Annotated in this window: 17 protein-coding genes; 7 read left to right on the top strand and 10 right to left on the bottom strand. The window is 59.4% G+C overall.

Annotated elements, in window-relative coordinates; genetic code table 11:
- Positions 1–72: 72 nt before the first annotated feature.
- On the bottom strand, positions 73–1,527 hold the full coding sequence (locus DES53_RS07575; protein WP_113957626.1) for an alkaline phosphatase D family protein: 1,455 nt from the start codon (positions 1,525–1,527) through the stop codon (positions 73–75).
- Between the two features lie 303 nt (positions 1,528–1,830).
- On the opposite strand from DES53_RS07575, the gene DES53_RS07570 reads away from it, so the two are divergent.
- The 6 genes from DES53_RS07570 to DES53_RS07545 all read left to right on the top strand — a co-directional run bounded on the left by DES53_RS07570 (position 1,831) and on the right by DES53_RS07545 (position 7,764).
- On the top strand, positions 1,831–2,322 hold the full coding sequence (locus DES53_RS07570; protein ID WP_113957625.1) for an SRPBCC family protein: 492 nt from the start codon (positions 1,831–1,833) through the stop codon (positions 2,320–2,322).
- Positions 2,323–2,470: 148 nt separating this feature from the next.
- On the top strand, positions 2,471–3,730 hold the full coding sequence (locus DES53_RS07565) for an efflux RND transporter periplasmic adaptor subunit (protein WP_113958127.1): 1,260 nt from the start codon (positions 2,471–2,473) through the stop codon (positions 3,728–3,730).
- Positions 3,727–4,425: an ABC transporter ATP-binding protein gene (locus tag DES53_RS07560; RefSeq protein WP_113957624.1), complete on the top strand. Its 699-nt coding sequence runs from the start codon at positions 3,727–3,729 to the stop codon at positions 4,423–4,425. The genes DES53_RS07565 and DES53_RS07560 overlap by 4 nt, the downstream gene beginning before the upstream one ends.
- Positions 4,426–4,520: 95 nt before the next feature.
- Positions 4,521–5,312, top strand: a complete 792-nt coding sequence (locus DES53_RS07555; RefSeq protein WP_113957623.1) for an ABC transporter permease — start codon at positions 4,521–4,523, stop codon at positions 5,310–5,312.
- Positions 5,313–5,382: 70 nt separating this feature from the next.
- Positions 5,383–6,543 carry an ABC transporter permease gene (locus tag DES53_RS07550; protein WP_113957622.1) on the top strand — a complete coding sequence of 387 codons (1,161 nt, stop codon included), beginning with the start codon at positions 5,383–5,385 and terminating at the stop codon, positions 6,541–6,543.
- Positions 6,544–6,576: 33 nt separating this feature from the next.
- Positions 6,577–7,764 (top strand): ABC transporter permease, encoded by a 1,188-nt coding sequence (locus tag DES53_RS07545; protein ID WP_113957621.1) that lies wholly within the window; start codon positions 6,577–6,579, stop codon positions 7,762–7,764.
- Positions 7,765–7,799: 35 nt separating this feature from the next.
- Here DES53_RS07545 and DES53_RS07540 read toward each other — a convergent pair whose 3' ends face one another.
- Complete coding sequence (locus DES53_RS07540) at positions 7,800–8,135, bottom strand: hypothetical protein (RefSeq protein ID WP_147263269.1); 336 nt, start codon at positions 8,133–8,135, stop codon at positions 7,800–7,802.
- A 125-nt stretch (positions 8,136–8,260) separates the two neighbouring features.
- On the opposite strand from DES53_RS07540, the gene DES53_RS07535 reads away from it, so the two are divergent.
- Positions 8,261–8,806 carry a GNAT family N-acetyltransferase gene (locus tag DES53_RS07535; RefSeq protein WP_113957619.1) on the top strand — a complete coding sequence of 182 codons (546 nt, stop codon included), beginning with the start codon at positions 8,261–8,263 and terminating at the stop codon, positions 8,804–8,806.
- A 138-nt stretch (positions 8,807–8,944) separates the two neighbouring features.
- On the opposite strand, the gene DES53_RS07530 is transcribed toward DES53_RS07535, so the two are convergent.
- From DES53_RS07530 to DES53_RS07495, 8 genes are all read right to left on the bottom strand, one after another.
- A complete protein-coding gene (locus DES53_RS07530) occupies positions 8,945–10,588 on the bottom strand; it encodes an L-fucose/L-arabinose isomerase family protein (RefSeq protein ID WP_113957618.1) in 1,644 nt (547 codons plus the stop codon).
- A gap of 633 nt (positions 10,589–11,221) precedes the next feature.
- Positions 11,222–12,178: a dihydrodipicolinate synthase family protein gene (locus DES53_RS07525; protein WP_113957617.1), complete on the bottom strand. Its 957-nt coding sequence runs from the start codon at positions 12,176–12,178 to the stop codon at positions 11,222–11,224.
- A 7-nt stretch (positions 12,179–12,185) separates the two neighbouring features.
- Positions 12,186–13,475 (bottom strand): MFS transporter, encoded by a 1,290-nt coding sequence (locus DES53_RS07520; protein ID WP_113957616.1) that lies wholly within the window; start codon positions 13,473–13,475, stop codon positions 12,186–12,188.
- Between the two features lie 41 nt (positions 13,476–13,516).
- The gene (locus DES53_RS33440) at positions 13,517–15,469 is read right to left on the bottom strand and encodes an exo-alpha-sialidase (RefSeq protein ID WP_211325478.1); all 1,953 of its coding nucleotides are present in this window, start codon (positions 15,467–15,469) and stop codon (positions 13,517–13,519) included.
- Positions 15,470–15,835: 366 nt separating this feature from the next.
- Complete coding sequence (locus DES53_RS07510) at positions 15,836–17,791, bottom strand: SUMF1/EgtB/PvdO family nonheme iron enzyme (protein ID WP_170156937.1); 1,956 nt, start codon at positions 17,789–17,791, stop codon at positions 15,836–15,838.
- A gap of 146 nt (positions 17,792–17,937) precedes the next feature.
- A complete protein-coding gene (locus tag DES53_RS07505; RefSeq protein WP_113957613.1) occupies positions 17,938–19,014 on the bottom strand; it encodes a sialidase family protein in 1,077 nt (358 codons plus the stop codon).
- Between the two features lie 31 nt (positions 19,015–19,045).
- The gene (locus DES53_RS07500; protein ID WP_113957612.1) at positions 19,046–21,019 is read right to left on the bottom strand and encodes an FG-GAP repeat domain-containing protein; all 1,974 of its coding nucleotides are present in this window, start codon (positions 21,017–21,019) and stop codon (positions 19,046–19,048) included.
- An 85-nt stretch (positions 21,020–21,104) separates the two neighbouring features.
- Complete coding sequence (locus DES53_RS07495) at positions 21,105–21,911, bottom strand: GntR family transcriptional regulator (protein WP_113957611.1); 807 nt, start codon at positions 21,909–21,911, stop codon at positions 21,105–21,107.
- Positions 21,912–21,917 lie beyond the last annotated feature (6 nt).

The following is a 21,917-nucleotide window of genomic DNA, read 5'->3' as shown; positions in this document are numbered from 1 at the left end:
CCATGACGTAGGAGGTCAGGTCAGAAGACCCAACCACCACTGTCAGGCCTGAAGGCCTAACCTCCGAGCACGCTAGCTCCTGCCTGCCTTCTTCCTCTCCTGCTCCTCACGCACTTCCATGACACGCTCGCTCTTTGCAATGAGTTCGCGTCCACAGATGGCCTCCCAAGCCAAGGGCGTGGACTCAATCATCCCTTCACCTGCCTGCCACACTTCGTAGCTCACGGCAGGTATCGCTGTCGAGCAATCGATATCCAGCACGGTCCACAGCTTACCTTCGTGATGGAAGGTGAAGGTCTCTGGGGATACCAGGCTCGTGGGATTTTTCGGATTGTCGCTGCCCAAGGGACCCGAGGTGAATTCCACCCACCTGTCATGAATGTGGTACCCTGCGGAGAAGTGTCGATCCCCTGAGACGAAAATGACTCCTTCGATGCCTTCCTGCTGCATCCACGAGAGCAATGCATCGCGCTCGGTCAGGAATTTCGCCCAGCTATCCGGCTGGCTGTAGGTCTGCCACTCGCTGCCGCTGGCGATGATTTTCACCCTCGCCTTGCTGGCCTTGAGCTCGCGTTTGAGCCAGGCAAGCTGCGTAGCTCCGAGCATGGTCTTTGCAGCGCCATCTGGATCCTTGTTCGGGGTACGATGCCAGCGGACGTCGAGCATGAAGAAGCCAACACCGCTGCGCTCGAACGTGTGATAGATCGCAGGATCCTCCTTCTCCGTGATGCGCACGGGATTGGCCCAGTATTCGTGGAAGGCCTGGCGCGACTGCTCCTTGCCCACGGAGGTGGAGTCGCTGTTGTTCGGCCCGAAGTCATGGTCATCCCAGATGGCGTACACGGGGCGCTGCGCGGTGATTTCCCGGAAGCCTGCAAGCTGTCGATGCGCTGTATAGTACAAACGCTGCCGCTCCAACTCAGTGGTGTCGCCATAGTGATTGTCCCCGAGCATGAGAAAGAGGTCAAAGTTCCCACGCGCGGCGAGGTCTCCCCAAGTGGCAGCGGAGTACTCCGGAAGCCGTCCTACGCAGGAGCCGAAGGCCACCCGAATCCTGCCATGCCACACTGAAGGTGACGCAGCCACGAAGGAGGGCGCCGGCATGCTGCTCACGATGCGATCATCGAGGAGCACCTCGTAGTAGTAGCGCTTGTCCGCATGCAGATTATCCACACGCACGGAAGCTGTGCGACCGGACCTTTCATCCACGGGACCGAATGCAACCTCACGCGACTCAGACAGATCGGCATGTTCGCTCACTCGCACCTTCAAGGTGGAGGGCTTGGAAGCCTTGACCCAGATCCACGCCTCCTCATCACTCACATGCCCGAGCATGGGCCCTGCCTCAAGGCATGCCGGACCGGGAATTGGAGTCAGCGGAGGAATCTGGGGATGCGGAGGCTTGGGAGCTGAGGCAGGCTTGGGTTTGGCGTGATTCTTGTCTTTCGGGACCGGCGCCCCCGGTTCTGCCGCAAGCGTGGCAGCAGGCAAAGCGGAAGTGGCGGCGATGAATTCGCGACGTGTCATGCGTGGGACTTCTGAGGTGGTGAGGGTGAGATTTGAGCAAGAACAGTGGACAAATGGCGGAGAACTTCTACCCCACCATGGCCATCTTCCTTTCGTGGCGCGCGGTGGTTTGGACGATACCCCCCGCGTGACAGAATCGCCACATCTCCCCGTCCTTCCCGAAGAATGACTTTTTTCAGAAAAGTATCGTCGAAATGTCCCGCGAGAACTGACAGGTTCGTCATGGCAATGAAAGGCGCAACGCACGGGCGATGACGCCGAACTCAAAAACGAAAAACAAGACCTCCAGCCAATCCAACAGACATGAGCTCCACTACCGCCGCCGCCAACGAAACCATCACGGACCTCGACCTCGTCCTCAAGCGTGTACTCAACACCTCAAAGGAAAAAATCTTCAAGGCCTGGACCACTCCCGAGCTGATGAAGCAGTGGTTCGTCCCCAAACCCTGGACCCTCTCCAAAGTCGAAACGGACGTGCGCGCCGGCGGCAGAAGCCTCGTCGTGATGTGCGACCCGGAAGGCAATGAATATCCCAACAAGGGCGTTTATCTCGAAGTGGTAGAAAACGAGAAAATCGTCTTCACCGATGCCTACACGGAAGCGTGGATCCCCTCCGAGAAGCCCTTCTTCACGGGCATCATCCTGCTGGAAGACGCGAGCGATGGAAAGACGAACTACACCGCCATTGCCCGCCACTGGAAGGCAGAAGACCGCGAGGCGCATGAGAAGATGGGCTTCCACGAGGGCTGGGGCAAGTGCGCCGAGCAGCTCGAAGAGCTCTGCCAGACCCTCTAGTTGCAACGCCGGATCGTCCACCTTTTCCCCATGGGAATGCATGTCACATCGCTGACGGTGGTGCCTAGCCTTGGAATGATGCGTTCGTTTCAGATTGCATTTGATCTCAAAGGCAACGCCTTGTTAGCTGATGACTCCCCCCATTCCCATGAGTGCTGAGAAAGTGTCGCTCGATGGTCTCCGAATTGATCGCTCTGCGATGCCCAAGAAGGAGCGCCCTGCCTGGTTATTGCCCACCATCGTGATTTTGCTTGCAGTTGCAGGTGGAGTCACATGGTGGTTCATGCGTCCAAAGCCCCTCGCCGTCGAGGTGGCTGTGGCCAAGGAACAGTCATCAGGAGGCAACGGAGGATCCGCCCCGTCTCAACGTGCCGTGCTCAATGGCTCCGGCTATGTCACGGCACGCCGTATCGCCACGGTATCTGCCAAGGTCACCGGCAAGGTGATGGAAGTACTCGTGGAAGAGGGCATGAAGGTGGAACAGGGACAGATTGTCGCCCATCTTGATGCCTCCAACACCGAAGCGAGCCTTCGCCTTGCAGAAGCACAACTCGACTCTGCGCGAAAAGCCCTGGAGGAAACCAAGCCCAATGCGGTCTTCGCAGAACAGGAGCTCAAGCGTTTCCGCGAACTGGCTCAATCCAAAGCCGCCAGCCAGTCTGACCTGAACAAGGCCGATGCTGAAACCAAAGCTCTGGCTGCCAAACTCGTGCGCCAGACCGCCGACGTAGTGGTGGCGGAGCGCGAAGTCGCCCAGTGGAAGCAGCAGGTGGATGACACCATCGTCCGTGCCCCCTTCACTGGCATCGTCACTTCCAAGAATGCCCAGCCGGGCGAAATGATCTCCCCCATGTCCGCAGGCGGCAGCTTCACACGCACCGGCATCTGCACCATCGTGGACATGAACTCCCTCGAGATCGAGGTCGACGTGAGCGAAAGCTACATCAACCGGGTACAGGCTGGCCAGCCTGTCGAGGCGAAGTTGGACGCGTACTCCGATTGGAAGATTCCCGCCAAGGTGATCGCTATCATCCCCACGGCGGACCGGCAGAAAGCCACGGTGAAGGTTCGCATTGGGTTCGACAAACTGGACCCCCGCATCCTTCCCGAGATGGGTGTGAAGGTCGCCTTCCATAGTGCGCCACAGGAGCTGGCAGCCTCGCCTTCCGCGGCTGAGAAACCTCAGCGCCTGGTCATCGTACCAAAGGAAGCCGTCCATCAAGATGGCGGCAAAGATGTGGCCTGGGTCGTGAAGGATGGCCGCGTGGAACGCCGGGCCATCACGGTCAATGGCACCGATGCCGAGACCTCCACAGTCACTGCCGGCATCAATGCAGGCGAACGTCTGGTACTGAATGCACCCACCGGCCTGAAGGACGGAACGAAAGTCACGGAAAAGAAATCATGAGCACATCGAACGACATCCTCGTGGACATCAAAAGTGTCTCCAAGAACTTCAAGCGTGGCTCGGAGGAGATTCATGTCCTCTCCGGTCTGGACGTGGAAGTGAAGAAGGGCGAATTCCTCGCGCTCATGGGCCCGTCCGGCTCCGGCAAGTCCACCCTGCTCAATCTCATGGGTGGACTGGATCGCGCCACACATGGCTCGGTGACCATCGGCAGTGAGCGCATCGATCAATACTCCGACGGACAGCTCGCCGCCTGGCGCGCACGGAATGTGGGATTCGTCTTCCAGTTCTACAACCTGCTCCCGGTACTCACCGCAGAGCGCAATGTCGAACTCCCCCTGCTGTTGACCCATCTCTCCAAGGCCGACCGTAAGAAGCACGTGGAAATCGCGCTCAAAGCTGTGGGCCTCTCCCACCGCATGAAGCACTATCCCCGCACCATGTCAGGTGGTGAGCAGCAGCGCGTGGGCATTGCCCGCGCCATTGTGACTGACCCCACGATCCTCCTTTGCGACGAGCCGACCGGTGACCTTGACCGCAAGTCCGGTGATGAAATCCTGACCCTGCTGCAGACGCTGAACAAGGACCACGGCAAGACCATTGTGATGGTCACGCACGACCCGCATGCATCTGCGAGAGCCTCGCGCACGCTTCACCTCGACAAGGGTCAGCTCTCTACGGAGCCGGTGGCGTGAAGCAAGCATTGGTCAGAGGTTAGGAGTTGCAGGTTGGCAGGAGGCAACTCGTAACCGCCAACGAATCAGTCACAACTCTTGCTCCTTCCCCAAGGATGAAACTTCCCGAACTCGTCCGAAATCTGAAGCGCAAGAAATTGCGGGCAGGGTGGACGACCATGCTCTTCATGATGGCGATGCTTTCATCTGGTCCCGTGGCTTGCGACAAGGCAGGCTCCGCCCTGGGCATTGGCACAGGAGACAGCAAGCGTGTCTTCACCCGGCACAAGGTCTCGCTCATTCGAACCCTCCCCACCAGCTACGAGACTCGAATCGCCAAGATACCTGGCGTGACGCATGTGACATCGCAAACCTGGTTCGGTGGCATTTATCGGAACGACCCGAAGAACTTCTTTACCACCCTCGTGGTCGAACCTACCTCATTCTTTACGGTGTTTCCGGAGTTCAAACTTCCGTCCGTTCAAAAGGAGGAGTGGCTGAAAGTACCTCATGGAGCCATTGTGGGAGAGGAAACCGCAAAGCGGTTCGGCTGGAAAGTGGGCGACACCATCTCACTCACTTCACCCATCTGGGGTGAACCTGGGGGAAAAACCCAGTGGGACTTCCAGGTCGTCGGCATCAACACAGGAACCAAGAAGACCACAGACGTGACTTGCGTCTACATCCGCTACGACTTCTTCAACCAATCCAAGCGCCAGCACGCCAAGGATGAAGTTGGATGGTTCGTGATTCGGTGCATCGACAAAGACCAACGCCTGGCCATCTCACAAGAGATAGACAACGAGTTTTCCGGTTCACCGCATGAGACAACATCCGAACCTGAAGCTGCATCTACCGATGGCTCCACCAAACTGTTTGGTCCCGGATCCAGCGGAGGAACTCCATAAGCACACCCGGACATCCTGACGGAGCCTCTCCAACACCCTGTTTTCACTTTCGCCTCCCATCTGATCTGCCATGAAATTCCTCTCCCTCGTCTGGAGCAACCTCAAACGGAAGAAGCTGCGGACTTCGCTGACGGTCCTTTCGATCCTAGTCGCGTTTCTGCTGTACGGATTCCTGGCGTGCATCAAGGCGGCCTTCAACAGTGGTGTGAACATGGCGGATGCGGATCGCCTGGTGACCCGGCACAAGGTCTCTATCATCCAGAGCATTCCCAGCAGCTATGAGTCACGCATCACCAAGGTGCCGGGAGTCACCCTTGTAGCGCCGCAGTCATGGTTCGGCGGCATCTATCAGAATGACTCAAAAAACTTCTTCGCCACCATCGCGGTGGAGCCTGAGTCCTTCCTGGCAATGTATCCGGAGTTCGACTTGCCCGCGGAACAGAAAGCGGAATGGCTGAAGGTGCGCCATGGCGCGATTGTGGGAGAGGTCACCCTGAAACGTTTTGGCTGGAAGATTGGTGACACCATTCCTCTCACGGCACCCATTTGGGGCGAACCCAAGGGCAAGACCCATTGGGAATTTCAGATCGTGGGCGTGTACACTTCCCAGCGGAAGGGCGCGGATCTCACCTCCTTCTACTTCCGCTACGACTTCTTTGATGAAGCACGCGAGCGTGGCAAAGGTGAGATTGGCTGGTTTGGGATCCGCGTGGCGGACAAGGACAAGGCCGCATCCATCTCGAAGACCATCGACGAAGAGTTCGCAAACTCCGCCTATGAGACCAAGACGGAGCCAGAAGGCGCGATGATGGCAGGGTTTGCGGAGCAACTTGGCGACATCGGCACCATCATGTTCGCCGTGGTGAGTGCGGTGTTTTTCACCATCCTGCTGGTGGCAGGCAATACCATGACCCAATCCGTGCGTGAGCGCACCGAAGAGCTGGGGGTGCTGAAGGCCATGGGCTTCACCAACGGCCTCGTGCTGATGCTCGTGCTGCTTGAGTCCTGTGTGATCGCCCTGCTGGGAGGTCTTATTGGCCTCGGTATCGCCTGGGCCATCGGTGTGGGTGGAAGCCCTGCTCCGAGCGTGCTGCCAGTCTTTTTCCTCCCGCAGAAGGATCTCATCATTGGTGCCTGCATGGCCCTCGCTCTGGGCCTGGTGGCTGGAGCGCTCCCGGCCATCCAGGCCATGAGGCTCCAGATCGCCGTAGCACTGCGCCGCAACGGATAATCCTCCCCGGACCGACTCAACTCCCTTTTCAAGATGAACTTGCTTCAGCAAATTGTCTCCGTGGTTGGCTTCAGCATCCGCACGATCCCGGCGCGTCTGGGTGCCTCCACTTCCGCCGCGATCGGCATCGCGGGTGTAGTGGGCACCCTCGTCGGTGTGTTGTCCATAGCAGAAGGTTTCCGTCATGCCATGACGGCTTCCGGTTCTGAAGATGTGGCCATCGTCATGCGCAGTGGTGCGGATAATGAGATGACCAGCAATCTCACCAAAGACGAAGCACGACTCATCAGCGACACTCCCGGTGTGGCGCGTGCCAATGATGCCCCCCTCGCCTCCGCGGAACTCTTCGTCATCATCGACCTGCCGAAGATCACCACGGGCACTCCTGCGAATGTGCCGCTGCGTGGCGTAGAACCGACTGCCTTCGACATTCGGGGAAACATCCAGATGGTGCAGGGACGCCGCATTGAGTTCGGCAAGAATGAAATCATGGTCGGCGCCGGGGCTGCGAGGGCCTTTGGCGGATTGACCGTGGGAAATTCACTCAAGATCGGAGTGAACACCTGGGAAGTGGTCGGGATCTTCACCTCCGGCGGTGGAGCAGCCGAGTCTGAACTCTGGACGGACGCGGCCGTGCTGCAGCCCGCTTACAACCGGCCCAATGCCTTCCAGTCAGTGTATGTCCGCCTCGCCTCGGTGGGTTCGTTCTCCGAATTCAAAGACGCACTGACGACCAATCCGCAGCTCAAGATCAAGGTGCATACCTTGAAAGAATTCTACGCAGAGCAATCCACCGCCACCTCCGACTTCATCACGAGCATCGGCAAGTTCATCGCAGGGATGATGGCGCTCGGTGCTCTCTTTGGTGCGCTCAACACGATGTACAGCGCGGTATCCTCACGCACGCGGGAGATTGCCACCCTCAGAGCGCTGGGATTCGGCTCTCTCCCGGTGGTGATGTCGGTGCTGGCGGAGTCGCTCGTGCTGGCTCTCGCCGGTGGCGCTCTCGGCGCCGGGCTGGCCTGGCTGCTCTTCGATGGCTATCAAGCAGCGACCATGAACTTCCAGACTTTCAGCCAGGTGTCCTTCGCCTTCGCGGTCACCCCTACCCTGCTCATACTCGCCATCATCTGGGCGAGCGTGTTGGGCCTGCTCGGAGGCATCTTCCCTGCCATTCGTGCTGCAAGGCTCCCCATCGCCTCCGCTCTTCGCGAGACGTAAAAAATCACCGGAGGGTCTCGGAGTGACAGGGCGCGTCAGCTATCCGTGTTGATGGAAGCTGCGGCGATCCCGATGAATCCGAGAATCAGCGCGGCAGGCAGGAGGATCAGGAACAGCGGCAACAGCATCAGCCCGATGAGCGGCGCAGCGAGCGTGCAGGCGATGGCGATGGCCGAGTTCGTCGGATGCTTCAGCCAGTCCAGGGCCGGTCCCGCCACTCTGCAGAACGCCTTGAAAATAGGCGCATGCGCAACGGGTTGAAAGGCCTTGGCTTCAAGCAACATCCGTGTGCCGTCTGGGTAGCCGTCTAGAAAGGCGGGCAGCCCCGGCACCAGTCCCGCGCCCTCCACAGTTGAGGAAGTCGAGTTCATGGCAATAGCAGGTTCGTACTATCTTGTCACAATACGTTCAATGGAGGCAAGACTTATCTTTCAATCTCCGAACGCCGCCGCTGTGGACGCCACATCCCCGCTGTGCCATTCGTAGTGAGTCCTTGATGCTCATCGCTTCATCACGTCTCGACCTTGTGCCTTTCACGCTGGATTTCATGCGTGCCTCGCTCGCGCATGACACCGACCAGTGCTCATGGATCCTGGGCGCCACGGTGCCTCCGGAGTGGCCAGAACCCGATTACCGCTATGTATTGGACCTGAGAATCGGCCAGCTCGAGGCTGACCCAAACCTCCAACCCTGGCTCATGCGGGCCATGGTCGACCGCGAGACCCGCACGATGGTGGGTGACATCGGCTTTCACACGGCTCCAGCGCCCGAGTATCTACAGCCCTACTCGCCCTACGCGGTGGAGTTTGGGTTCAGCGTGTTCCCCGAGTACCGACGCAAGGGCTACGCCCGCGAAGCGGCGAAAGCCATGATGCACTGGGCCACCGACAACCATGGCGTCACCGAGTTCATCATGACCATCCGGCCAGACAACTTGCCGTCACAGGCCCTCGCCGCACAACTTGGTTTTGTGAAGATTGCATCGCACATCGATGAGATCGATGGCGAGGAGGATATTCTGGAACTACGGTTGGGAAAGTAATCCGCCGAGCTTCGGCGGTCAGGGCGTCTCCTGAATTTCCAATGACACAACAGCGTTGATGCACCCCAGAAGTTGGGTTGCTGTCATTGGTGCTTGTCACGCACCGCCGAGGCTCGGCGGACTACTTTCTTCCTCAGCTCACCATCCCTTGGTACGGGTCCGCGAGCCGCACACGTTCACCTTGATGCCGAGTTCGCGCGCGAAGGCGGCCTTGGTGAAAAGGCAATGGTCCGCTGCCTTCGCATCATTGGCATAGGCCACCTGAATGTGATTGGCCTTGTGCTTGGCCATGAGTTGATCCCGGCTCACGCCATAGGTCACCGCATGCATGATGGGCCACTGCGGCGTGGTGGCCTGCCAGCGTCGTTCGGTTTCGGCCTTCGGGAGCTCCACCACACCACCACGGCCGATGTCCATGTGCAGGGTTTCGTTCTCCACGTAGATGCGTGACCACACGATCTCGCCCGGCTTCGAGACACCACGCAAGGTGCTGCCGCCATTGGGGAAATACATCGTGGGCTGGCGGTGGCCATCGGCTCCCTTCCATCCCTTGATGAAGTGCGCCGGTGGCGCGGCGCCACTGATGAGCAGCACCCACACGTAGTCATCGCCATACTGCTCACCCCAGCGCACGTCGTGCAGCGTGGATTCCACGGGCTGCCCGAGTGCCTGATGCACGCGGCAGGTCATCAAGCCATCGAGGCCCGCGCATTCGTCCACCTCATTGAAATGGACGAGAGGCTCACCCTTGTAGAGGACATGGGTACCATCGCGGCTGGTGACCGGGGGTCGGTCGGCATTGTTGAGCGTGCCTTCCACGAGGTCACTCGCGGGAAGCAGATCCTTGAGCCCCTGCTGGTACTGGATGCCAATGGAGTCACAGCCGAAATCATCGGCGATGCGCAGGGCGGCGATGTACATCTTGCACTGCAGGAGCACCTGCTCGCGCGTGAGCTCGGTGGCGTGATCCTTGCCGAAGTGGAATTTCATTCCCTTCTTCTCCAGCCACGCGAGCACCGCATGGGCCTCGTCATCTGGAGTCTTCATGGTTTCGTAGAAGAGTGAGGACTGGCTGAGGCGTTCCTTGAAGACACCACACGCGTGCAAGGCGTGGTCCGGGATGATGGCGTTGAACATGCCCATGCAACCTTCATCGAAGATGCCGAGGATGGCCTTCTGAGAGCGCAATTCCTGCCCGAGGTGGGCGCCCAGTTTTGCGGATTGCGCGGGCACCTTTACCTTGTCCAGTTTCTTCACATGGCTGAGGTCATGCGTCACCTTGCCAGTCTTCAGCCACTGGCGCAGCTTGCTCTTGAAGAAGGCGTCCGTGAAATCCAAGCTCCACAGCGTGGAGTAGCGCACTCCGGCCTTGGTGAGGGAGCCATTGAGATTCAGCATGCCCACGAGACCAGGCCACTGGCCGGACCAATTCGCCACGGTGAGGATGGGGCCACGATGGGTGGTGAGTCCTGCCAGCACATGGTGCGAATACTGCCACACCGCCTCTGCCACAATGAGCGGCGCGTCGGGATCGATGCTGCGGAAGACTTCGATGCCCTCGCGCTGGCTGGCGATGAAGCCGTGCTTCTCATCTTCCTTGTACGGATGTGAGCGGACGAGATCGAATCCCTCTGCGGCGAGCGCTTCGCCCAGTGCCGTCTCCATGGCATGCTGCGCCGGCCAGCAGGTCTGGTTTGCGGAGAGACGGAGGTCACCGCTGGCGATGAGTTGCACGGCGGGACGGAGGGATGCGAATGGCTTTTTGCGGCTTGCTTTGGGCATGGCAGAGGAAGGTTAGAAGATGGGGCTTGGAGAAGGAGGCGGCGAGTGAGAGACGAAGGGGCCGAAAAGTCAGAATTTGGCAGAACGAACTATCGTTTTTGGAGCAGTGCGTTGGGTATCAAGGACCGGTGCGAGGCTGTTTGGGGGCCGCATCGTTGGTGGCACATGCCATGATGAGAGGGACGAGTTTGTTCACACCGAATTTGCATCGATACAATTATTGAAACAAGCGTTAAGTTGTTCGTGGTACGGTCGCCAACAATGGCATGCAAAACGAAGTGCGAACCGGTAGGCGGACACGGGTTCGTGATCGCCACGGGTTCGGGTGTCGCTCCGCGACACGATGGGTTTCTGGGGACAACCCGGCCTTGAAAGGCCAGGCTAAGATGCGGTCGTCGCTTCGCGACTGAGTTTCCGAATCGGGAGTGTCCATGTGCGCGCGATTGTGTCGATGTGCCCGTCCAGGATCATCCTGATATTGTGGGTGTAATTCACGAGGCATGACCACCAGTGGTTTGCTGTCCTTACGCAGAAAGACCCGCCTTCCCAAGCCAGCCATACTCGCGCGAGATGCTGATCCCGGTCGGTTGTGGCAGTGATACTCGGATCATGATCACGGGTGGCTTTCGTTGCTCAGGAAACGAGATTGGCTGCCGCAGGCCAGGCACGATCGCGCGTGATGCCGAACTCGGTGAGGAAGGCGCCGACACGTTCACGCTCCTGCTCGCGGAAGCGGTGGAAGGGTTCGGCCAGAAAGTCATCACAGATCCCAAGCACGCTCAGGGCGCACTTCACGCTCTTGATGAAGGCGGAGCCATAGCGGCCCACCTTGTAAACGGTGCAAGAGATGCGCATCACCTGCGCGTGCAGTTCCATCACGCGATGCACGTCGTTCCGCACCGCAGCCTCATAAAGGGCGACATAAAGACGCGGGCAGAGATTTGCTCCGCCACACACACCGCCGTGGCCGCCGAGCAGGACGCTTTCTCCCAGCAGTTCCTCCGGCCCCACCAGCAGACTCCAGTCAGGGCGCTGGGCCAGCTCGCGGACCAGTTGATGATAATACACCATATTGCCCGAGCTGTCCTTGAGCCCCACGACGCCGGGGAGCTGCATGGCGCGGCGCACGGTATCCAGCTCGAAGGTCACCTTCGTATGGCTGGGCATGTTGTAGAGGAAGACGGGCAGCGGCAGTTCCGGCACGAGGTCTTCCACGTACTCCACCAGTTCTGGCTGACCCACGGGGAAGTAATAAGGCGCGGAGAGCACCACGGCCTTCACACCCTGCTCCGCGGAGAAACGGGCCAGCTCCACGCTCTCCACGAAGGACGTGTCTGTGATTCCCACGAGCACCGGAACGCGACCCGCTACCAGCTTGCAGGTGCGCTCCACCATCTCCCGCCGCAGACGGTAGCTCAGGCTCGGCGCCTCTCCCGTGGTGCCGAGGGCAAAGATGCCATGCACTCCCCCACCCAGCATGTGCTCGACGAGCCTCTCCAGTCCGGCGACATCAAGCGTGTCGCGATCTTTGAGGGGAGTGATGATGGGCGGGATGATGCCGCGGTAGGCGGGCGAGGCTGCTTGGGTCATGAATGGGTCAGTTCTGGGAATGAGATGTCTCCGTGTCGCGCGGACGGATCATGAGCACCAACAGCGCAGACAGGACGCACACACCGGCGAAAGCGGTGAAGATGACATTGAGCGGCACATGGCGGTCGCGCATGTAGCCAAAGCTCCAGTCCGCCACGCCGCCGAACATCATGCTCACAAAATTCATGATGCCGTAGCCGGTGGCTCGCAGGTCGGGACGCACAATCTGCGAGAGGATCGGCATGTTGTTGATGTCAAAGAATCCCCAACCCATGCCAAAAAGGATGAGGCCAAAGATGGCCAGACCAAAGGAATGCATGCCGGGAGCATTCCCCACGCTGAAGAGTGCAGGCACGATTAACGCCATGCCGAGCGCGCTCACGTAGATGCGGCCACGCTGCGTGCGGCGCATCCACCTGTCCGCCAGCCATCCGGCGAAGATGGCAGAGACCAGCGCAGCGGCCTGCCAGTAGAGAGCGGCGGAGACGCCCGCCTTGCCTTGGGAGATGTTGAACTCCTTCTGCAGAATGGCGGGCATCCAATCGCGCACCACCCAGGCCGCGATGGCAGGCAAGGTGAAGTAGAGCACGAGGAGGATGAAGGAGGCATTCCCAAAGAGGAGCCGCAACGCCCTGCCCAACTTGCTGAGTTCATTCTCCTGAACGGGCTCCGCAGCAGCCGCAGCATCGCCAGTCCCGAAGCGCGACTTGTCCCTTAAGAAGATCAGAAGCGGAATGGCATACAGCACCCCGACGATACCCGTCACATCGAATGCCCAGCGCCACCCCAGGCTCGGAGCGTCCGCCACATAACCTGCAAAACCACCCACGATGACACCGCAGTAGATACCCATCTGGTGGATGCTCACCGCGCGCGAACGAGTGAGAGTGCTGTGGTAGTCCGCAATGAGTGCCAGGGCGGCAGGAATGTAGAACGCTTCGCTGATGCCCATGAGGGAGCGCGCCCACATGAGTTCCTGAAAGCTGGAAGCATGGCCCGTCCACCAGGTAATCGCCGACCACACAAAGAGACTCGTGCAAATGGTGTAGCGCTTGCTGAAACGGTCAGCGATGTACCCACCGATGGGACTGAAGAAGGCGTACACCCACTTGAACTGCGCCAGCATGTGCCCCCAGTTCTCCTCCGATCCCACCGAAGGGATGTCCTTCATCACGGACACCTTCATGGAGGCAATCATCTGCCGGTCAAGATAGTTCAGCAGCGCAACAGGAAACAGCAGAGCAACGATGATCCACGCGTAGCGAAGGGTGGAAGAAGACGGAAAGGAGGCAGTCATGAGGAAGGTGCGGAGATGATGGAGACAGCGGCGTATTCTCGTCACTCGCGCTTGGCACGGTCAACGGCAGCAGACTGGTCACCTGACTTGACCACAGGCTTGGGCTTGGTGTTTTGCTTGGGAGTCAGGGCTGCCAGCTTCGCCAATTCGTCTTCACTCAAGGCACGGTTGAAGATGGCGAGACCGCCCATGCGCCCATCAAAGAAGTTCCCCCAGGAGCCGCCACGATGCACTGCGCCCACGGTGAAGTCAGCGCCATCCGCACCGCCATCGAACAGACCATCGGGATACGGAAAGGGGTTGTACTGCTCCAGCGAGTCGAGCTTCCCATTCACAAAGACACGCGAGGCCTTGCCATCATAGCTCATGGCGAGGCACTGCCATGAATTGAACGGAATCTCCGTGGCGCCGCTGGAGTAGGTAATGCAGAACTCGTCGCCCGGTGTGGGACCTCCCACTGCGGAGACATGGCCATGGATGCGATTGGCCAGCGGATACCGCTTCATCTCATCCGCCTTCGTGCCGCGAGGCGCATTGAGGAAAAGACAGTACTGCCGCTTCTTCCGCGTCTCATCCCACACGCCGCCGATGGCCTGCCAGGAGGCCTTATCCCCGCGCTTCACCCAAGCTACCACGGTGACCTGAGCATCCTTGCCATGAATATCCAGCGCTCCCATGTCCTTGCGAGGTACCATGAGCCATTGACCTCGTTTGATGCGTGCGGCATACGGACCAAAGACACCATCCTCCACCTGAGCGACCGGGCCTTGCATTTCCTGTAGTGCATAGGCGTGGTCTCCACCCTTCGAGGCTCTGGCTTGTCCGGCGATTTCCTGGAAGTCCCAAAACGCTACGAGATTTGGAATGGCCAGTACCGTCGCGCTGTCCGCGGGTCTGGCAGGCGCGCTGATGGCGACGGGCTGCCGTGCAGGAAGCTCGCCTTTCAGCAAGCGCTCCACATCATCCAGCGAGACCTTCAGCAGCTCTGTGTTGGCCTTGGTGCGCGAGTAAGCAATGTATAAGCTGCCCTCATGCTCGATGACGTGGGGATACTGCAGCGTGGAAGGCTTGTCCTGTGGGATGCCCAGCAGAGCCATGCGGGTGAAGGTGAGGCCATCCTGTGAAACGGCGAGGTGCATCTCACGGCGGCCAATCTTGGGATTGGCATTCGAGACGAGCACGCGGAAGCCCCGGCTGGTTTGCAGGGTGAAGAGTTTGCTGGTCGCATTGGGATAGTTCGTCTTCTCCGGTGCGCTCCAGGTGTGGCCGTGATCACGGGATACCGAACGGAAAAGGCGCAGGGAGCCACCATTGTCACGAATGGCAGAGACGAGGGTCCCATCCTGCTGCTCCCACCACACGGGCTCGTCTGGGCTGAACTTGCTGGTGGCCATGGCTTCTTTGCGATCCACCACGGGAAAGGCCTGCCAGTCATTGAGCGCCTTCGTGCCACCGATGAGCATGGATACGTTAAAACGTGCATCACGGCGGGTCATCATCCACTCCCCGGTGGAGAGCCTCTGCGGGGTGAAGTTGTTGATGGCATTCTCATAGAGCACGCCTTTCTCCTTCCAAGAGTCATCCGCCTTGTTGTAGGCGAAGGCGACAAGCTTCAGGTCTTTGTCCACGCCGAAGGCGCCCTTCCCCTTGTAGCTGGCGGCGAGTGCGAGCAGTTCACCATCCCGCACCCAGAAGCCACGCGCGATGTAAGCTCGACCTTCCGCGGGCGGACCACTCAGCATCTTGGATTCGCTCCACTTCAATCCATCCTCGCTGGTGGCGTAACGCACATGTTGCGTGGGCACATCTTCTACCACCGGCCCATGGCTCCACATGCACCAGAACTTGCCATCATGGTGCAGGAGGTAATTGTGCAGTTGGAACTTCCACTGCGAGTCTGGAGCACAGACGACGGAGTGGGCGCCGCTGAGCAACGGCAGGGTGTCATATTCGATCTTTGACTCATCTCCCTCTGAGCCGGGGAGATGGAGCATGGGAGGCAGGGGCTTCGAATCCTGGGCAGGTGACGACACCCCCAGAATGAACAGAAACAATGGCAGCGACAGGCAACAACGGATGGACTTCATGAGTGCTATCGAGCCGTGTGAAATAGACTGCGCAAAAGAAAGGCGCTGGTTCTGCAATGCTGCATACCGAATTGAACAACTCCGCGACTCCTTCAGAGTCGAGTTCCCTATTGCTGCCCACCCAGGGTGTCGGTCGCCAAGGCTCCCTAACCCTGGGCTGGGCTCCTGCGCCCCTTCAGGGCGCGACCGGAGATAGCTCATGACAACGCGGTGGGTTTGTTCTGCAGGTCGAATATGCAAGGTCATTCGAATTGAATGTCACCGATAAAGCAATCAATCTGCCGGCACGGCAGGCAGCGACTTCAGCCAGGCGAGATTGAAGACGTAGTGATTCTTGCTCGTGATGAGCTGGATGTGGTCATCACGCGTCTGCGTGGCGGCGAGGTAGCCTTGGGGCTCTGCCATGGTATCACTCATCTCGAACATGCCGCGATCGATGGTGTTGAGCGTGCGTTTCTCACCACCCTTCGTGATGAGACGCCGCACCGGCCAGGTCTTGCCTTCGTCAAAGGAAAGCGCGGCAAAGAGACCGTAGCCGGTAAACTCGCCACCGGAGCTGTTCTTGAACTTCATGCCCTTGCGATTCTTCCATTCACGAATCGGGTCGGTGTAGGAGCAGAAGAGCAGAGGTCCCTCCTTCAAGCGCATAAGAACAGGACGCTGCACGGTGCTGATTGCGGGGAAATCAATCGTGTCATACGTCCATGTTTGTCCCCAGTCGCTGGTGTAGCTCACGGATGTCTTGCCTTCATATCTTGCCTGGTCCTTCACATCATCCTGGCGTCCCACGGTCATCAGCCTTCCATCAGCAAGCTGGACGATGGGTGCATGGATGCCCACATGCCGTGCACCACTGCCTCTGCGATTCTGCTTCGACTTCTCAGCAATAACTGGAGAGGCCCAGGTCTTCCCGCCATCACGGCTGATGTTAAAGGTGGTGGACGGCACGTCTGTGGTTATTACCAGGTAGCCCTCTTTCGTGCGGATGGGAGCATTTCCCCATTCGCACACCGGCAGGGTCGTCTGCGCTTTGCTCCAGGTCGCGCCGTTGTCCGTGGAAGTGCGGATGAGGTTTTCGTTCAGCCCACGTGTGAAAAAGTACAGCGTGCGATCTCCATCCCACCAGAGCTTCGGACCATGATCGTTCACATCCGGCCCATCCCAGAAGAGTGACGCAGGTTCCCATTCCTCCGAGCCGAGGCGCAAGCGACTGGCGAGGTTGTTGAGCTCCGTGCCCGGCTCATTCACGCAGGAGTACCAGATAGCCAGCAGGTCACCATTGAGACACTCCGCGATGGCGGGGCTGTGGTTGTGTCTCGTGAAGAGAGGACCATAGCTATCCGGTGGGATCTTCACGTACGGCTTCGGTCCGGAGAAGAAGGGAATGTCGACACGCGCGCGCTCAATCTTGGGGAAGCTCTGACTCACATTCGCCGCATTCAAGGCTGGAGCCGCGAGCGGGAGTGGCTTGCCTGGTGGAGGTTCGCCAAGCACCACGCGGAATCCTGTCTTATCGTTCTTCGTATCAGGCAGCCATCCACCACGGTTGGCGGAGCGGAGCAAGCGTGTCTGCACGGACTGGCTACCGCCACGAATCACGCGAAAGTCTCCATCTGCACGCCCCAGAGGATCTGTCTGCTCACTACCTTCGTAGGGGCCATACCAATCCTCACACCACTCGGCCACATTTCCGTGCATGTCATAGAGTCCCCATGCATTGGCTGGCGTCTTTCCCACGGTGAAATTGGCCGACTCTTCAATCGGCGCATACTCCGCCGGCAGCTTGCCATCCGGGAAGATGAAGCCACGCCCACCTGCATCGCGATTCCACTTGTGGAAACCCGCAGGCAACGCATCTCCCGTATGGAAGAACGTCGTCGTCCCCGCACGGCACGCGTATTCCCACTCCGCCTCGGTCGGGAGGCGGTAGGTGCGGCCTTCCTTCTTCGAAAGCCATGCGCAGAATTCCTTCGCTTCCGTCCAACTGATTCCTATGACCGCTTCGTCGTCATCGCCTTTGCCGAAGCCGGGTTTGAATTCACGATACTGTCCAAGGGTCACCTCCGTCGTACCCAGATGAAACGCCTTCGTGAGCACCACTTCATGCGCCGGCATTTCATCGTAGTCCGCATCATCGAACTTCGTCGGGTCCTTCTTTAGATTGTACTGCGACAGTGGTCCGTCCTGCCCCATGCGGAACTTGCCGGGCGCGATGTGGACCAGCTTCATGCCGATGCTATTCGTCGCCACTCCATCACTCGCAGCATCGGCCGCCCTTAGGCAAGCAGGCTCAACGAGTGCGCAAGAGGCAGCAGTCATGAATGAAACGAAGGAGACCTTCATGGGTGCAGGAGTGTGGCTTGCCATCCAGGCCTTCACTTCGGCCACTCGCCATTGATGATCGGCTTCAGCATCAGCTTCGCGGGATCAACGACCACATGCTTCACCTTCTGCCGCTTCCACGTGTAGGTGATGTGCACCAGTCCATCGCTTGTCTGGATGATGGCTGGGTAGCTGTACTCGCCGGGCTCGCTTTCCAGAACCAAGGCAGCATCCCAATTCCTGGCATCCTTTGACGCTGCCAGATTGAGCGGCGTGCGCTTGCCACCCCACTTCCCCGGGGTGCCTCCGATGTGGTTGTAGATGATGAGATGGGTACCATCCTTCAGGGTGACGGCGTCCGTGCCACTGTTGTTGTTGGGCAATGTGCCAAGCGTCATCTCCCCCCACGTCTTGCCGCCATCGGTGCTGCGTACCTCAAACACGCGGTCCTGGCGGGAGCGCCCCAGCGCGAGCAGGGTGTCATTGCCAAGACTCAAGATGCTGGGCTGGATGGCCTGAATGGTCACGCCATCGTGCACCGGTCCGATTTTCTGCCAGGTCTTGCCGAGGTCGCTACTGCGCTCGAAGTGCACAGACCATTTGCTGGGCTTCTCATGGGTCTCGTTGCTGGTGGGGCTCAGTATGTCTCCGTTGGGGAGTTGCACAGGCTTGTTCTTGATGGGGCCAAGAATCCCTTCAGGCAGCTTGCGTGCCGCGCTCCAGGTCTTGCCACCATCCATGGAGGTCTTGAGTTCGCCCCACCACTGCTCTGGATTTGGACCAACTTTGTAGAACAGCATGAGAGGGCCATCCTTAGGTTGGAAGAGCACCGGATTCCATGTGGGATGACGCGTGCCGTCGGGCTGTACGCCATTCGCCGTCTCCACACTTTCCGTCCACTTCCCCTCCACCAGACGGGAGACCCAGATGCACACATCTGGATTCTTCTCATGCGTGCCTCCGAACCAGGCAGAGACAAGACCTGTGGGAGTCTCGACAATGGTCGTCGCATGGATCTGCGGATAGGGGCCGGTGTCGTAGATGTACTCTTGTTTGAGCACAGCAGGTTCCGCTCCCTGGAGAGAGCATTGCAGGGTGCCAATGGCGAGAGTGAGAAGCAAGCGATTCATGACTGTGATGGGGCGTGCGAGTGCGAAGGGATTATTTGCTGCGAGGATTCTTCATGAAGTAGAAGCGGCCATCCTCGGCACCGCCGAGGAAGTCGGGGATCTTGTCACCATCGAAGTCCACCACGGTCGGACTCACATCATGGCCCTCGATGTTGCGTTCAGCGAGCGTGCCGGCGTTCTTCATCACCCAGTTGCCGTCCTTCTCGCCGACTTGCTTGAGGAAGTCGGCGTTGGAGGAGTTCAGCAGGAAGTCGAACTTGCCATCGCCATCCCAGTCGGTGACACAGAGCTTGCGACGTCCACTGCCGCCGGCGGTCTTGGCATTGAGCTGAAGCGGCTTGCCTGCTTCGTCCACGAAGGCACGGCGCGGAGCCTTCAGCACGAGTTTGCCATCCACCTTCGCGCGCTCGAAGAAGGCGAGGTAACCCTCCTGATCCAGCATGGCGAGATCCAGCAGACCATCCTTGTTGAAGTCATACACCGCAGGGGTGGTGCGCCACTGGGTGACCAGGTCCTTCCCCTTGGGATTCCACCACATCCAAGCGGGCTTGGGAGCAGGACCTGTCCACTCCACTTCGATCGCTTGCGGTGCGGCGAGCTTCGGCTCCTTCCGAGTGCCGACGTTCTTCAGCAGTTCCACCTTGCCCCAGATGCCATTCACGAGGATGTCCGGCAGACCATCAGCATCCCAGTCAGCGACGTTCAGCGTGGTGTAGCCCCACTTCGCCTCGGCAGGTCCCTGGATGCTGCCATTTGGTCCGGCGAGAATGCGGAAGACCTTGCCGCCCGCTTCCAGGCGTTTCGGTGCGGACCACTTGGGTACCGCGACATTTGGACCGCTCAGATTCTCGAAGAACTCGATGTAGCCTGCGGTGTTGCCGGAAACGATGTCCATGTCGCCATCGCCATCCCAGTCAACGCCCACCGGCGTGGCGAGGGCGCCGCATTTCAGCGTATCAGCTTGCTGCTGGAAGTAAGCAGGTGCCTTGAAGACGGGCACGCGCTTGTCAGAAAGCTTGCCTGTGTTCTCCATGAAGGCGACGCGGCCGTCTTCATCACCCACGATGAGATCGAGGTCGCCGTCCTTATCCCAGTCGAAGGCAACCGGCACAATCATCTCCAGGTCCATGGCGAGAGTCTTGCCATCTGCACCCTTGAGCCTCATGCCCTTCGCGTACTTCGGCTCTTTGCGTGTGCCGATGTTTTCGAAGTAGGTGAACTTGTCCAGGAACTCACCGCAGATCAGATCGAGGTCACCATCGCCATCGTAGTCCCCGAAGTTTGGCGAGGGGCAGCCGAAAGTTTCGAGTCGCTTTCCATCCGCTTCGAGGAACTGAGGTTCGGCATACGTTGGCTTCTCCGTGGTGCCGGTGTTCTTGATGAAGTAGACCCAGCCATGCAGCGGACCATTCGTCCACTTGCCCTCGGCATTCCACGCATCATCCCAGCCGTAGTAGCTCCAGTCTTCCACGGCCACGATGAGGTCGGTCACGCCATCACCATCGTAGTCCTCGTAGCGCCACTGGTTGTGGCGCATCTTGGGTCCCTTGGGCTGCTTGCCCTGGGGTTTGTGGAACTTCGCCTCCACGGAAAGTTTCACCTTCTCATCGAGGCCAGTCTTGAGAAAGTTCAGGTGCTCATGCCCAGGTGTCAGCACGCGCATGGAGCCATCCTTCGCGTAGCTCGGCATCACGTAGTGCATGGTCTTGCTCAGGCGCGGGCCGGGCTTGAAGACAGGCATCTTGTTCTTCGCCGTATCCCCCGTTACATTTTCGAAGACGTAGATGCCGTTGAACGGCTTATCTGGGCAGGAGACTATCAGGTCGTAGTCCCCGTCCCCATCCGCATCACACGGTACGGGCCATGCCCAGAGTCCCACGCCCAGGTCCACCGCCAGTCCCGGATTCTTGTATTCCAGGCGATCCAGCGCAGAGACTGCCGAGAATGAAGTGGCTGCGAGCAGCGCACACAACGAGGTGCGTAGAGAAGAGGTGTAGCGTGTCATGATGCAGAATAGGAAGAAGTAGCTGGAAATGATGCAACAGCGGTGGCTGCCTGTGACGAGGGGGAACGGGGCGTCAGGAGCGAACTCAGGCAGCTCTGGGCTTCTGTGGTTTGCGGGGACGGGCGTTGCGCTCCATGCGCTGGTACTCGCTCATCATGTCATCCGGCAGATCCAGTGGCACGGCATCCGCCTCAGCAGCAGCACGCTGCTGGTCATAGTGATCGAGCGATTCCTTCATGCTGGCGCGGATGTGCTCGGCCATCAGCGTACGAGCGACCTCTCCCTTCCCTGCATTCACCGCATCGAGAATCTGAATGTGGTAGCGGTGCGTCTCCTCGATGATGGTAAGGTCGTGCTCCTGGCGGGGCGTGGCGAAGATGCGGGCCAGCAGGCGGCTGTCCGCCACAATTTTCATCATACGACGGTTGCCCGCCGCGCGGATGAGAAGTTGGTGGAAGGCCAGATCCGCGGAGAGCAGGCGTTTCATCATCGCGGCATCGGGCACCGTCTTGCCCTTCCTGCGCAGTTCCTCCGCCACGGACTTCATCTCCCGACAGAGGGTGTCCAGCATGTGCGCATCGGCTTCGGAGAGCTTGCCTGCGGCCTGGGACACCGCGTAGGGCTCCAGAGCCTCGCGCAGTTCATAGAGTTCCACCAGGTCGCGCCGGTCGAGCGCCTTCACGCGGGTGCCGAAGCGGGGCACCTGCTCCAGCACGCCCTCCTGCTCCAGCATGCGGAAGGCCTCGCGCACCGGCGTGCGGCTGATACCCATCTCCTTGGCCACGGCCAGCTCAGAGAGCACGTCTCCAGCGGTCCACTCCCCGGCGAGGAGCTTCTTCTGGACATAGTGGTAGGCCCTGTCGCTCAGGGAATCGGTGGGTGCGTCAGACATGGGAGT

It is taken from the genome of Roseimicrobium gellanilyticum (genome assembly GCF_003315205.1).
Taxonomy (GTDB): Bacteria; Verrucomicrobiota; Verrucomicrobiia; order Verrucomicrobiales; family Verrucomicrobiaceae; genus Roseimicrobium; species Roseimicrobium gellanilyticum.
This window is presented reverse-complemented; position numbering and strand designations above follow the sequence as displayed.